Here is a 13,222-nt window from a genome sequence, read left to right as displayed (position 1 = left end):
ACATCACTCCACCGACAATCCACCACCACATATTGCATGACCCTTTCTTTCTTCGAAGTACAAGTATCATTTTTTACCAATAAGTTATAGGATATACCTTACTAATAAGAAGCATAATGTTTTCATCGACATGTATCTTACGTTATAATATGTTTCGACTATCGAAATAAAGGAGTCCTGCTTGTGAAGCAATCGCTAAAGAAAAAGGAGAAGATTTGGACGAAGGATTTTGCCCTGATCTGTATGGCAAATTTTTTTATCTTTTTAGGATTTCAGATGACATTGCCAACGATTCCACTGTTTGTCCAGCATTTAGGCGGAAGTGATGAGTTTATAGGAATTATTACAGGTATTTTTACTTTTTCAGCATTACTTTTACGACCGACTGCCGGACATGCGTTGGAAACTAGAGGAAGGCAGTTTGTCTATATGATTGGTCTGGGAATTTTCGTTATTTCCATTGGATCTTATGCGTTTATTACTAGTATTGTCTTTTTGTTTATTATGCGTTGTGTCCAAGGTTTAGGCTGGGGCTTCTCGACAACAGCTACTGGTACCATTGCGACAGATTTGATTCCAGAAAGCAGGCGAGGCGAAGGAATGGGTTATTTTGGTCTATCTGGTAATATTGCGCTTGCCTTCGGACCAGCATTAGGACTTACTTTATACGGTTATATTTCGTTTGCGACCTTGTTTTTAATTTGTTCAGCATTAGGATTAGTAGCACTTTTGTTGTCTAGCCAAATTAGATATAAACCTGTTGACCCAGAGGCGAAAAAGGTAGTTGCTCCACGGTTCGATGTATTGGAAAAGAGGGCATTGCGACCTTCGTTACTATTATTTTTTATTACGACATGTTTCGGTGGAATTGCTTCGTTTCTGCCGTTATATACGGAACAAGAAGGGGTTGCAGGAATCGAAGTTTATTTTTTAGTGTTTGCGATTTTCTTAATGATCACCAGAACATTTGCCGGACAATTGTATGACAAAAAAGGGCATATTGTCGTGTTCTTGCCAGGGACTTTTTTAATCTTAATCGCCATGGCGTTATTAGCATGGCTACCAAATTCTCTTGTTCTGTATACAGCAGCCGCCTTGTATGGATTAGGGTTTGGTACAGTACAGCCTGCACTTCAAGCATGGGCGCTAAATCAGGCGTCTGATAATCGAAAAGGAATGGCAAATGCGACTTTCTTTTCTTTCTTTGATTTAGGTGTCGGAGTTGGCGCGATTGGTTTTGGTTTTATTGCTTCCGGTTTTGGATATAGTTACATTTATATGGCAGGGGCATTCTCAGCTATGGTCTCGATTTTGTTATATGTATTTTTGCTGGTGAAAGACAGGAAGGTGAGAGCGAAAGAAGCAGTTTAATGAGATTAGTGAATCAAATATAGTCATTTAGGCTGTTGAGATGTATTTCTCAGCAGCTATTTTTGTGGAATAAATTATATTCATGATTCAATCGAAAAAATAAAATTGAAAGAAAAAGTGCATATCAATAAAATGAATAACATATAATGATATGTTTTTGATATCATTTTTTTCGTGTTACAGAAAATTACTCTGATTGATATAAAAAAATATAGTATAAATAAGTATAAGTTATCAAAATAACACCTGTTAATGGGTGTTTAGATTAATCGGTTATTTTTATCCTATATAAAACATATAAATATATCATTGACAGGAATAGTGTATTATGTATAATTAATGATAACGTTTACATCAAGTGTGTGATTAAAGATATAACAACTTTGGTGAGTTCAATACTATTACCATCAGATAAATGATAAGGAGGGAAATGGTTTTTATTTTCTTTTAAAATTCTAAAAAGTAAGGGGAGGTAACAATGAGCAATTCTATCTTTCATAAGTCAATGGTTGGTTTCTGTTTAGCGATAGTTTTGGTTTTGGCTGCTTGTTCCTCAGATGAAGAAAGCGGCGGGGATACTGGTGGTGAAAATACTGTCCAATTCTGGCATTCTATGACAGACACCTCTGGGGAAGCAGTAGAGTATGTGATAGAAGCGTTTGAAGAAGCAAATCCAGATATCAATATTGAAGCAACTTATGTAGCAAATCAGGGTGAGGGGCAAAATGAAAAATTATTAACAGCTATTGCCGGTGGAAACCCTCCTGATGTTGCCTATTTTGACAGATTTGAAGTAGCTGCATGGGCTGCACAAGGTTCTCTCGAGCCCTTAACAGAGATGGCAGAAGAAGATGGAATAAGTCAAGATAATTATTATGATTTTGCTTGGGAAGAGGTTAGTTATGAAGGAGATTTATATGGGATTCCAACGACGACGGATTCACGGTTGCTTTTCTATAATAAAGATCATTTCGAAGAAGTAGGTTTAGATCCAGAAAATCCTCCTGCAACAATTGAGGAGTTGGAAGAAGCAGCGGAGAAATTAACGATTAAAGATGGAAATCGCTTTGAAAGAATTGGTTTTATTCCTTGGTTTGGCCAAGGATGGTTCTATGGTTGGGGTTGGTCATTTGGTGGAGATTTCTATGATATAGAGACAGGAGAAGTAACCGCTGATGATCCTAAGAATGTGGAAGCGCTTGAGTGGATAACGGAGTTTGGCCAAGAATATGGCGTGGAAGATATTGCTGGTTTCACAGATTCTCAAGGTTCGGGTGCAATGGATCCATTTGTATCAGGTCAGATTAGTATGAAAATAGATGGTAACTTCGGTGTAGCAGCTTTAGAGAAATTTGCTCCTGACTTAAACTATGGTGTGTCGCCAATCCCAACTCCTACTGGTGATAATTTTAAAACTTGGTCTGGTGGCTGGTCTGTAGTTATCCCTAAAGGGGCTAACAATCAAGAGGGGGCATGGGAATTCTTGAAATTCTTTGGTAGTGAGGAAGGGCAGAGGATTTTTAGCGAAACAAGTAGAGACTTCTCGGTAATTGAATCAGTAAATGAATCATTAGGATATGACGAGGATCCAATATTTTCTGAATTCATTAATATATTGCCTGAATCTAATTCACGGCCAGTAATGACAGAAGGCTCACTGTATTGGAATGCACTAGCGGATGCAGTGGAGGCTTCCACTCGTGGGAATGGCACACCAAAAGAGAATTTAGAGAAAGTAACTCAGCAAGTTACAGAAGCTTTGGGAGAATAGTCAGTAAAGGAGAAGATAACACTTCTCCTTTACCTCTTAAAAGGGAGGTATCTAAATGAAGATAAAGGGAGACTCTGATCAGCCTTTAATACAGGAAAGCATGGAAGTTCCCATTAGGAAGAAGTCTAAAATAAGTGGCTCATCCGTTACGGGTTGGTTATTTGCTTCGCCATGGGTAATCGGTTTAATACTATTTTATGCGTTTCCACTCTTCTCTTCTATTTATTTTAGCTTTACTACATACAGTATATTAAGCCCAGGTGAATTCGTCGGTTTAGGAAATTATCAGCAATTAATGAGTGATGGTCTATTTTGGAAATCTATTTATAATACGGTTTATTTTGCCGTTTTCTTTGTTCCTTTAAGTATTATTATTGGGGTTGCGTTAGCGATGATGTTGAATATGAGAGTGAAAGGGATGGCCGTCTATCGTACTATTTTTTTTCTACCAACCTTAGTACCTCACGTCGCATTAGCGGTATTGTGGATGTGGCTACTAAATCCAGGCTTTGGACTAGTAAATGGTGTATTAGATGCAATTGGCATTACGGGTCCTAACTGGTTAGGAAGTGTGACATGGTCAAAGCCGTCCTTAATTTTAATGTCTTTATGGGCAATTGGACAGCCTGTGATTATTTATTTAGCAGGGCTCGGAGATATCCCGCAGGAATTATATGAAGCGGCTGATGTGGATGGTGCTAGCTGGCTGCAGAAAACGTTCAAAGTCACATTGCCATTATTAACCCCGGTAATTTTCTTCAATTTGGTAATGGGAGCTATTGGTGCGTTCCAGCAATTTACCTTGCCATACACGATGACGCAAGGGCAAGGAACGCCTGATAACTCACTAACCTTTTATGTCATGTATTTGTATGACAATGCCTTTAAGTATTTTAAAATGGGCTATGCCTCGGCGATGGCCTGGATTTTGTTTATCGTTATCATGCTTTTAACAGCAATTATTTTCCGTTCGTCCAAACGTTGGGTGCATTACCAAGGGAAATAAAAAAGGAGGTGGCTAGTGATGCAGCCAAAAGCCAAAAAGAATCTTTTGAGAATCTCTGCTCACTTTGGTTTATTAATTGCTTCGGCATTTTTCTTAGTACCGTTCCTGTGGATGGTGTCCACATCATTGAAGCCAGTTACACAAATCTTTACGTATCCACCTGATTTTATACCTAATCCATTTCAATGGAGTAACTATATGGAAGCAACAGAATATATTCCGTTCTTCACCTACTTATCTAACACAACCATTATTACAGTGTTCAGTACAATAGGGGTTATCATATCCTGTCCTCTCGTAGCATACAGCTTTGCTAAGCTAGAGTGGAAAGGTCGTAATACGATGTTTATTATCACTATAGCAGTGATGATGATTCCGATGCAGGTCACGATGATCCCGCTTTTTCTCTTATTTAATAAAATTGGTTGGGTAGGAACACCGTTACCATTAATTGTGCCCGCCTTTTTCGGTGTACCGTTCTCCATTTTTTTAATGAGACAATTTTTTATGGGATTACCCAACACATTACGTGATGCAGCAAAAATTGATGGGGCAAGTGAATTTAGAATTTATTGGCAAATCATGCTACCTCTAGCTAAGCCAGCTGTGTTGGCTATTGGGCTGTTCCAGTTTATGAATGTGTGGACTGACTTTATTGGACCACTACTATATCTTACAGATGAATCACAATATACGTTGTCACTAGGGTTACAGCAATTCCAAAGTCAAAAAGGTACGGAATGGGGCTTGATGATGGCTGTGTCCACTATGATGACATTACCAATTATTATTCTATTTTTCTTTATGCAGCGGACATTTATTCAAGGGATTACCTTTAGTGGTATCAAATAAATTAGTTTTCAATAGGAGGTTATCGAGATGGATTATTTAATTGGTATGCGTTTATCTCCGAATATTGGAGGAGAAGGTCTGGAATATGCTGCTAACTGGGGAGCGAGTATTGGTTTAGAAGTGATGGATGTTCCGGAATGGAATCAAGATATAAAAGAAACGCTTGATAATTATGGGCTTCAAGTAGGCTCCATTGATGGGCGAGGCGCAGTGGGAAACACAAAATTATTAAGTCTAGACAGTTATAAAAGGAAACAGGCGGTATCCGATTTAAAAGAACAGATGTCAGAGGTCGCTGCTTTAGGTGGAAAGGTGCTTTTTATGTGCTTGATTCCTGAGGAGAATAGTACGCCGAGGTCAAAAAGCTTTGAATTATGGAAAGAAACGTTCCCTGAAATTGTTGCACATGCAGAAAGAGAGGATCTCTATATTGCTTTAGAAGGGTATCCGGGTCCAGCTCCACACTATCCGACAATTGGTTGTACACCTGAGATGCTAAGGGTGATGTTTCGTTCGATTCCTTCAAAACATTTTGGTTTGAATTTTGATCCGTCTCATCTGGTGCGCTTAGGGATAGATTACATGAGGGTATTAACAGAATTCGGTGAACATATAAATTACTGCCACGGCAAAGATACAGAAATATTACAGCAAGAGTTATATGAATACGGAGTTTTACCAGCAACATTTGGAACAAATATTGACTTTTCGGAAGGGTCTTGGAGATATACGATACCAGGTCATGGAGAAGTAGACTGGGGGAAAGTGGCTATAGGTCTTGAAGCTATAGGTTATAAAGGGCCGATAAGTATCGAATTAGAAGATCACCGGTATTGGGGTTCTCTTGCATTAGAAAAGCAAGGCATTATCAAATCGAAGGAACATTTAGAGAGATATTTTAAATAAATGATGGCTATTAAATGAATGGACATAAAAGGAGCGTTATGATGACTAGTAAAGTGAAGATTGGAATTATTGGAAGCGGTGGAATTGCAACCGCTCATGCGAGAGCTTATTTAAGTTTTCCAGATGTAGAAATTATTGGTGTGGCAGATATTATACCAGGTAAGGCACAAAATTTTATTGATCAGCTTGGAATAGAAGGTGCAGTGGCATGTGATAGTGTAAGAGAATTATTAGCGTTAGATATTGAAGCTGTAAGCGTTTGTACGCCAAATGTAGCCCATCATTCTGCCTCAGTTGAAGCGTTGAATGCAGGTAAGCACGTATTAGTTGAAAAGCCACTAGCTGTAACATTAGATCAAGGTATTGATATGGTAAAAGCAGCAAAAGATAATGACAGAATTTTAAGTGTAGGGTTCCAACCAAGATATGATCCCAATATGATAGCGGTTAAAGAAATAATCGATTCTGGCAAACTAGGGGATATCTATTATATGCAAGCTGGTGGTGGTCGTCGTAGAGGAATGCCAGGCGGAACATTTATTAATAAAGAATTAGCTGGAGCAGGAGCAATGGCGGATATTGGTTGTTATTCATTAGATTTAGTCTTAAATGCATTAAATTATCCTAAGCCATTAACGGTATCGGCTTATACCTCTAATTTATTTGGAACGAATCCAGCTTATCACCCTGAAGCTGATAAGTTTGAAGTAGAAGACTTTGGTGTAGCGATGGTTCGGCTAGAAGGTGGTAAAGTATTGAATTTCAAAATCTCCTGGGCCATGCATATGGATTCTTTAGGACCAACCTTATTTCTTGGAACAGATGCCGGCTTGAAATTAACACCGGCCGGTAAGGGTCCGTGGAGTGGTGTTTGGGATGGTGGTATCGGATCCATTGAATTATTCCATGATCTTCATCATCATCATGTAGAGACATTCATTCCTGTAAAGGAGCATACTATTGATATTTTTAGAGAAAAGGTACGTGATTTCGTTACGGCAGTAAAAGAAGGAAAATCGGCACCGATTCCTGCTGAAGAGATCTTGATCAACCAAGCCATTATTGATGGCATCTTGCGATCGTCAGAATTAGGAAGAGAGGTAGAAATTCATATTCCAGAAATTTGATTAATTGACTAAAGGAGCGATAACATGGAACTAGATGGCCTAGCAGGAAAAGTATATAAAGTGACCGACTGGTTAATGATGATAGTTGTCACTAATTTGCTATGGTTTTTATTTAACATGCCTATCGCTTATTTAGCTTTTATGTTATTGGTCGTCGACGATCAAATAGAAGTATTGGCGTTTTGCGTATATATCCTTATTTTAGTTCCATTATTGTTTTTCCCATCCACTACAGCTATGTTTGCTGTACTACGACATAGGATCATGTTCGTAGACGATGATACGAGCATATTAAAGCTTTTTGTAACGAATTGGAAAGCTAATTATGTCAGAAGTATGCTAGGAGGAAGTATTTTTACCTTTCTTTGGATTATTTTAGTGGTTGATTATTTCTTCTTTGTAAATTATGTAAATGAAAGTTTTATGTATGTATTTATGTTGATCGTTTTTTTCCTAATCGTCATTACATTACATTTCTTTTCTGTGACTGTACATGTTCATACGAAGCTATTTCAAGCCATAAAAAATGCTATCATAATATGTTTTGTTAACCCATTGCTAACACTCATAATTGGTATTATAAGCTTAATTGTTATATATTGCAGCTTTCAAATAACTACATTTCTGATTCCGTTTTTCCTTGGATCACTCATAGCTTATATCGCGTTTTATGGTTTTTATCGCTTTTTTACTAAAATGGTGAAGACAATACCAATAACTTCTGAAAAGGTTAACTAGCTACTAGCTAGTTAACCTTTTGCTTATGGAAAAAAAGGAATAATTTATGACTGCCCTCTTTTTTTGTTATAATAATATATTAATGGAGTATACATCGTTGATCTTGAGGTGATAAAAATGAGAGCATTGTATGAGCAAGTGTATGAATCTCTGAAACAAGATATTCTTTCATTGAAATATAAAACTGGTGAAAAGATACCTTCTGAAAAAGAGATAGCAGAGGCGTTTTCAGTGAGTCGTATAACTAGTAAGAAGGCACTAGAAAAGTTGGTTCAAGAAGGTTTCGTATATCGACAAAGAGGAAAAGGGACATTTGTTTTGAATACGAGTCAAGTATCGGACCATATTGAAGAAAAAAATCAAACAAAGCCAGTATTTGGCTTGATTGTCCCCAATTTTGCTGACAGCTATGGTACAGGGATTATTGAGGCGATCGAGGAAGAGGCAGATGGCAAATGTTTCATTATGTTGAAGCGTTCACATGGTATACCAGAACGTGAAGAAAAAGCAATTAAAGAGTTATTGGCATTTGGTGTCGATGGACTGATTGTATTTCCCGCAAAATCTGAGCATTATAGTTTGGAAATTATGAAAATGATTGTGAATAAATTCCCATTTGTATTAATTGACCGTAGTTTTAAAGGTATTGCTGCTCCGTCTGTATCTTCGGATAATTTTAATGCTGCTAAGAAAGGGATTAAATATTTATTTGATATTGGTCATGAACATATAGGTATACTTATTCCAGAGGATTTTGAAATTACGACGATAGAAGAACGATTAAATGGTGTTGTAAGCGCCTTTGCGGAAAATGAGGTTAGTGTAAATAAAGCGTATTGGTGTGATACCATCAAAAGAGTTCCAACTACGGAAAAGAGAGATATTGAATTGATTAAACAATATTTAATAGAGAACCCTGATTTAACCGCATTAATGGCTTTAGAATATAAAATTGCCGTCTTAGCGAAGATTGCAGTGGAACAGCTGGATAAAAAAGTACCTGAAGATATCTCGATACTCTCCTTTGACAGCCCAGCGTTAGGCTCAATGGAGTGGAGTTTTACACACTTAAAGCAGAATGAAGGAGAAATTGGCAGGCGAGCTGTTCAAAAACTATTAAAAATGCAAGAGAATGGCTTAGAATCTGAGAAAGAAGAGATCAAAGCTACCTTCCATGAAGGAAATTCAACTCAGCCACATGTTAATGTCATCACTTCGGAGTTATAACTAATCAAAAAGCGAGAAGTGTGAGAGTAAGAAATGCGTACGATTTCTTACTCTCACAGTTTTTAATTTGTTAGAATAAAAGTATAAAGCTAAAGGAGTTTTTTAAATGGGAAAACTAAAAAGAGATCCTAACTCCGTAGATTTAGCTAACAAAATTATAGAACAGTATTAACCTGAAACGATTGATCCATCCAAAATAAATTTTTAAAAAGTTCAAAAATCACCAAAAGTAAATCCCGAAACAAAAGCCACCCATTACAAGGAGTGGCTTTTGTGAAGTTATTTATTGTATCTTTCTACGCGCTCATCTGAAATCACACCATCCCAGTTCAACCCAAATGTAAAGTCATAAGCATTTCCTGCCGAATCTACATGTACTTCCATGTCATGTGGCACATCTTCAAATTGTTCTTCCACCGTTTTCATGTCAGCTGGCATTTGAAAAGGTAACAGCCCTGAAGGTTCCACATCACCTGAAACAATTTCAAGCAAAGCCTGATCTTGTACGCCGAAATTAGTTAAAATCACATCTGCATGTTCTTCAAATTCTCCAATTACAAATGGGTTATTTGTTTGTACAGAGACAACCACTGGTTTGTCACCCATTTGTTCTTTTGTCTTTAGGACAAGGTCAAGGTCTTGGGTGTTAGCTGCTGTTACAGTTTTGTCTTGATACGTTCTATTTGTAAAGTCTTCTGTCGGATGACCTCCAGCAACACTTTCTGATCGTGCGTGTTCTGCTGTATATTCACTGTATTGTAAACTGATTGGTAAATAACCATTGCCACCGTCTTTACGATCTTCTACAGAATATCCTAAGCCACCGTCAGGGCTCATGATCCCTACAAGGGCAAAGTCTGCCTCTTCTGGATCTGTTGTCACATTGTAATACTGTTCCACTACATCCATATTAAATGGTACTTCATAGTAACCAGGAGTAACGCCACCACCGAAACGTGATTTAACAGGGGGATGCCAGCGCTCAGGTACATATGCGGTTAATCTGTCACTGTTTTCAGATTGGACTGGTAGAACATTTTCTTTGTTTTTTAGCATTACAATTGATTTAAGTTGTGCTTCAAATCCTGCTTGCATAAATTCTGGATTTCCGACAATTTCACCTGTTTCTTCTACATTAAGATAAGGATTTTCAAATAATCCCACTTGGAAGACATTCTTTAATAAGCGAATAGCAGATTCTTCGAAACGCTGGCGCATTAATACTTCACCATGCTCTTCTACGCCAAGCTCATAAGCTTTAAGGATGTCCTCTGATTCATCAACACCACCAAATTGGTCGACTCCATTCATGATAACTTTATAGAATCGTTCAGGAACCGATAAGTGCTCTACTCCCCATGAGCTTCCGTATCCGAATTTTTCCATATCCTCCAGTTCATATCCGATATCATCTGTAATACCCCAGTCGGTCGTGATAACGCCATCGAAGTTATATTTTTGGCGGAGGAGATCACTAATCATATATTTACTATAAGCATTCCCTACGTTTTCTCCATGTTTTGGATCTTGATTCCAAGAGATTGTATAATAAGGCATAATTGCAGAAACAGAGTCTGTTCCATCTCGTAAATCAAATGCTCCTTCTAAAAATGGAACAAGATGTTCATCAAAGTTGTTACCAGGATAGACGGCATATTTTCCAAATGGATAGTGTGCGTCACGCCCACCTTCACCGGATCCGCCGCCGGGCCAATGTTTTGCCATTGTGTTTACACTGTTGTAGCCCCATGCATTTTCAATCTCGTCTTGAGCTTTTGATGTTTGAAATCCGTCTGCATAGGCACGAGCTAAGTCTGCTGACAGCATTGGATCTTCACCAAATGTACCAGGGAATCGGTACCAGCGTGGATCTGTTGCGATATCTATTTGTGGTGAAAGAGCAGTGGAGATACCAAGTGCACGATATTCTTCAGATGCAATGTCACCAAATTTTTCAACGAGTTCGGGATCAAAAGTTGCCGCTAATCCAATAGACTCCGGCCACATGGATATGTCACCGCCAGCTCCTGCATTATACTCTGCACTTGCATCTGATCCATGACGTGGGTCTGAGCTATTGTTTAATGGAATACCTAATCCTAAGCCTTCTGCTAGTTCTTGTGCATTATTGTTCCACTGTGCGGCTGTTTCGGGACTTTCTACACTTGTGATGAGTACGTGTCGGAGGTTGTCATTCGTAATATAACTTGTCTGCCCTTCTGTAAGTTCTGCGGAGTTAATGCTTTGATGAGAACTGTATAACATCAAACCAGCAATCTGCTCTATGGACATTTTTGAGGCTAAATCTTCTGCGCGTTCTTCAACTGTTAGTCGCCAGTCTTCATAGGGATCAAGTTTGTTATTTTGATTAAGATCTTTGAAGGCATATCCGTGACGGATAATATGTTTCACACCGGAATTGGCTGAATAGCCTAATGTAGCTCCGTCTCTATTGGAAACATAGATATTATCACCTGATTCAGTAACGGACCATTTGCGACCGTTGTCTTTTGATAGACCATTGCCGACACCTTTACCATTGTTACTGTCACTTGCACCGAAAACAGGACCAGGCATCCCTAGAACTAATGCGGTGATCGATACAATCCCAATTGCCCTTTTCCATCCTTTTAGCATAGTTTTCCTCCTTGAAATTAGATAGTTAAGTGTGAAGCAGTGATAGGTGATTCTAAGGTGTGTGCTAGTTTGCTTTCATGAATCACTCCTTTGCGTAGATTATCATAAAGTTCCTCTAATATTGTAACCGCTTACTTAACTTATTGTATAATAGCTTTATGTTGGAGAAAGCGAGAAGTACTAGCACAATTTAAAGATTTTCTAGATTATTTTAATGTTAGGGTTGAAGCGTAAGCATGCTAGAAACTTAAAACTTAGTTTTTCTTTAGATTGCTAGTAAAGAGCGAAAAAAGGTCAGTAAAGCAACCTACATACAAAATAGGAAAATAATCAGTAAAATTTCTAATTCCTTCTCATCTCCAATATTTGAGTTTTGGGACAAAGTGTACGCTATTTTCACCATAGCTCGGATTAGATAGAACTAACTATTAACAAAAATATTTTGGAGACATAACTTTTCTAAAAATAGAGAAACGTTTTCATTTATGGTATGCTTTTATCTGAGGTGATAGTATGGCAACGATAAAAGATGTTGCGAAGCTAGCGGGTGTAGGAATTAGCACGGCTTCGCGAGTTATTAATAAATCTGGATATGTGAGTGAAAGTACAAAAATAAAAGTACAAGATGCTATTAATAAATTAGGATATGTTCCCAATGAAACGGCTAGAGCATTTGTGACACAAGATAGTAAAATTGTGGCGCTATTTTTACCGTCCATTCATCATGCATTTTTTTCAGAACTTGCTTATTATATTGAAGATGCACTAGATAAAAACGGTTACAAAATGCTTTTATGTAATTCTTCAGGCAACATTCAAAAAGAGTTGAGTTACATCAGTATGCTTAAACAGAACAAAGTTTCTGGTATTATCGGGATTTCTTATAACGAAATTGAAAGTGAAATTCATAATTCTATGCCGATTGTGTTGGTAGATCGCCATATTGGCGCAATTCCTTATGTATCCAGTGATAATTACGGTGGGGGAAAAATCGCTTTTCAAGTATTAAAGGACACGGGGTGTCAGCATCTTGCTTATATTGGATCTTATTCAAACAGCGTACTAACAGAGGTTGAGAAACGGCAAAAAGGGTTTGAAAGTGCAGCAAAAGAAGAGGGAATGGAGTATATTATTTATACTGAAGAAGACCCGATAAAAGACCAAACAGCATTTTTAAAGCGATTTCTATCTCAATATAAAAATGTAGATGGGGTTTTTGCTGAAAATGATCTTATGGCATTGGAGCTTTTTGAACTGGCAAAGGAACAAAATATTAAAGTTCCTGAAGAGCTGTCTATTATAGGGTATGATGGCATTCATGTTTATGAAGTGCTAAAATCAAAACTTTCATCGATTAGACAACCAGTAGAAGTAATGGGAAGAAGTTTGGTGGAATTATTAATCAAAAGAATAAAAGGTTCTTATGTAACGCCAGTAATACACCCGGTGGAATTTGTAAAAGGGGAAACAACGCGTTAATGGAAAAATATTAAAATACGGATTGACAATATGAAGGGGATTGTATATACTAGCCTCAAAGATGGAAACATTTCCACACAACACAAAAAAGGGGTTATCCCCTTTTAA

General features: G+C 37.7%; 10 protein-coding genes. 9 read left to right on the top strand and 1 reads right to left on the bottom strand.

Features of this window, described 5'->3' with window-relative positions:
- Nucleotides 1-243 precede the first annotated feature (243 nt).
- From J5J03_RS01100 to J5J03_RS01065, 8 genes are all read left to right on the top strand, one after another.
- Nucleotides 244-1,371 (top strand): MFS transporter, encoded by a 1,128-nt coding sequence (locus tag J5J03_RS01100; RefSeq protein WP_231710553.1) that lies wholly within the window; start codon nt 244-246, stop codon nt 1,369-1,371.
- A gap of 478 nt (nt 1,372-1,849) precedes the next feature.
- Nucleotides 1,850-3,142 carry an ABC transporter substrate-binding protein gene (locus J5J03_RS01095; RefSeq protein WP_208585699.1) on the top strand — a complete coding sequence of 431 codons (1,293 nt, stop codon included), beginning with the start codon at nt 1,850-1,852 and terminating at the stop codon, nt 3,140-3,142.
- Nucleotides 3,143-3,197: 55 nt separating this feature from the next.
- The gene (locus J5J03_RS01090) at nt 3,198-4,148 is read left to right on the top strand and encodes a carbohydrate ABC transporter permease (RefSeq protein ID WP_208585698.1); all 951 of its coding nucleotides are present in this window, start codon (nt 3,198-3,200) and stop codon (nt 4,146-4,148) included.
- A gap of 18 nt (nt 4,149-4,166) precedes the next feature.
- A complete protein-coding gene (locus tag J5J03_RS01085) occupies nt 4,167-5,000 on the top strand; it encodes a carbohydrate ABC transporter permease (RefSeq protein WP_208585717.1) in 834 nt (277 codons plus the stop codon).
- 27 nt (nt 5,001-5,027) lie between these two features.
- Nucleotides 5,028-5,906, top strand: a complete 879-nt coding sequence (locus tag J5J03_RS01080) for a sugar phosphate isomerase/epimerase family protein (protein ID WP_208585697.1) — start codon at nt 5,028-5,030, stop codon at nt 5,904-5,906.
- A gap of 41 nt (nt 5,907-5,947) precedes the next feature.
- Entirely contained in the window at nt 5,948-7,033 is a 1,086-nt protein-coding gene (locus J5J03_RS01075; protein WP_208585696.1) for a Gfo/Idh/MocA family protein, read from the top strand.
- 24 nt (nt 7,034-7,057) lie between these two features.
- Nucleotides 7,058-7,771 carry a YesL family protein gene (locus J5J03_RS01070; RefSeq protein ID WP_208585695.1) on the top strand — a complete coding sequence of 238 codons (714 nt, stop codon included), beginning with the start codon at nt 7,058-7,060 and terminating at the stop codon, nt 7,769-7,771.
- Between the two features lie 117 nt (nt 7,772-7,888).
- Nucleotides 7,889-8,998 carry a GntR family transcriptional regulator gene (locus tag J5J03_RS01065; RefSeq protein ID WP_208585694.1) on the top strand — a complete coding sequence of 370 codons (1,110 nt, stop codon included), beginning with the start codon at nt 7,889-7,891 and terminating at the stop codon, nt 8,996-8,998.
- Nucleotides 8,999-9,277: 279 nt separating this feature from the next.
- Here the strand turns inward: J5J03_RS01065 and J5J03_RS01060 are convergent, their stop codons facing one another.
- Nucleotides 9,278-11,635, bottom strand: a complete 2,358-nt coding sequence (locus J5J03_RS01060) for a glycoside hydrolase family 3 protein (RefSeq protein WP_231710548.1) — start codon at nt 11,633-11,635, stop codon at nt 9,278-9,280.
- A gap of 513 nt (nt 11,636-12,148) precedes the next feature.
- On the opposite strand from J5J03_RS01060, the gene J5J03_RS01055 reads away from it, so the two are divergent.
- On the top strand, nt 12,149-13,114 hold the full coding sequence (locus tag J5J03_RS01055) for a LacI family DNA-binding transcriptional regulator (protein WP_208585693.1): 966 nt from the start codon (nt 12,149-12,151) through the stop codon (nt 13,112-13,114).
- Nucleotides 13,115-13,222 lie beyond the last annotated feature (108 nt).

This window comes from Gracilibacillus suaedae, from assembly GCF_017599345.1.
GTDB lineage: Bacteria > Bacillota > Bacilli > Bacillales > Amphibacillaceae > Gracilibacillus > Gracilibacillus suaedae.
The sequence above is the reverse complement of the archived record's forward strand: the minus strand, read 5'-3'. Positions and strand labels throughout refer to the sequence as shown.

Bases quoted from the DNA above. Each gene is read 5' to 3' on its own strand.
- J5J03_RS01100 (WP_231710553.1), top strand. From the start codon at position 244: ATGGCAAATTTTTTTATCTTTTTAGGATTTCAGATGACATTGCCAACG.
- J5J03_RS01095 (WP_208585699.1), top strand. From the start codon at position 1,850: ATGAGCAATTCTATCTTTCATAAGTCAATGGTTGGTTTCTGTTTAGCG.
- J5J03_RS01090 (WP_208585698.1), top strand. From the start codon at position 3,198: ATGAAGATAAAGGGAGACTCTGATCAGCCTTTAATACAGGAAAGCATG.
- J5J03_RS01085 (WP_208585717.1), top strand. From the start codon at position 4,167: ATGCAGCCAAAAGCCAAAAAGAATCTTTTGAGAATCTCTGCTCACTTT.
- J5J03_RS01080 (WP_208585697.1), top strand. From the start codon at position 5,028: ATGGATTATTTAATTGGTATGCGTTTATCTCCGAATATTGGAGGAGAA.
- J5J03_RS01075 (WP_208585696.1), top strand. From the start codon at position 5,948: ATGACTAGTAAAGTGAAGATTGGAATTATTGGAAGCGGTGGAATTGCA.
- J5J03_RS01070 (WP_208585695.1), top strand. From the start codon at position 7,058: ATGGAACTAGATGGCCTAGCAGGAAAAGTATATAAAGTGACCGACTGG.
- J5J03_RS01065 (WP_208585694.1), top strand. From the start codon at position 7,889: ATGAGAGCATTGTATGAGCAAGTGTATGAATCTCTGAAACAAGATATT.
- J5J03_RS01060 (WP_231710548.1), bottom strand. From the start codon at position 11,635: ATGCTAAAAGGATGGAAAAGGGCAATTGGGATTGTATCGATCACCGCA.
- J5J03_RS01055 (WP_208585693.1), top strand. From the start codon at position 12,149: ATGGCAACGATAAAAGATGTTGCGAAGCTAGCGGGTGTAGGAATTAGC.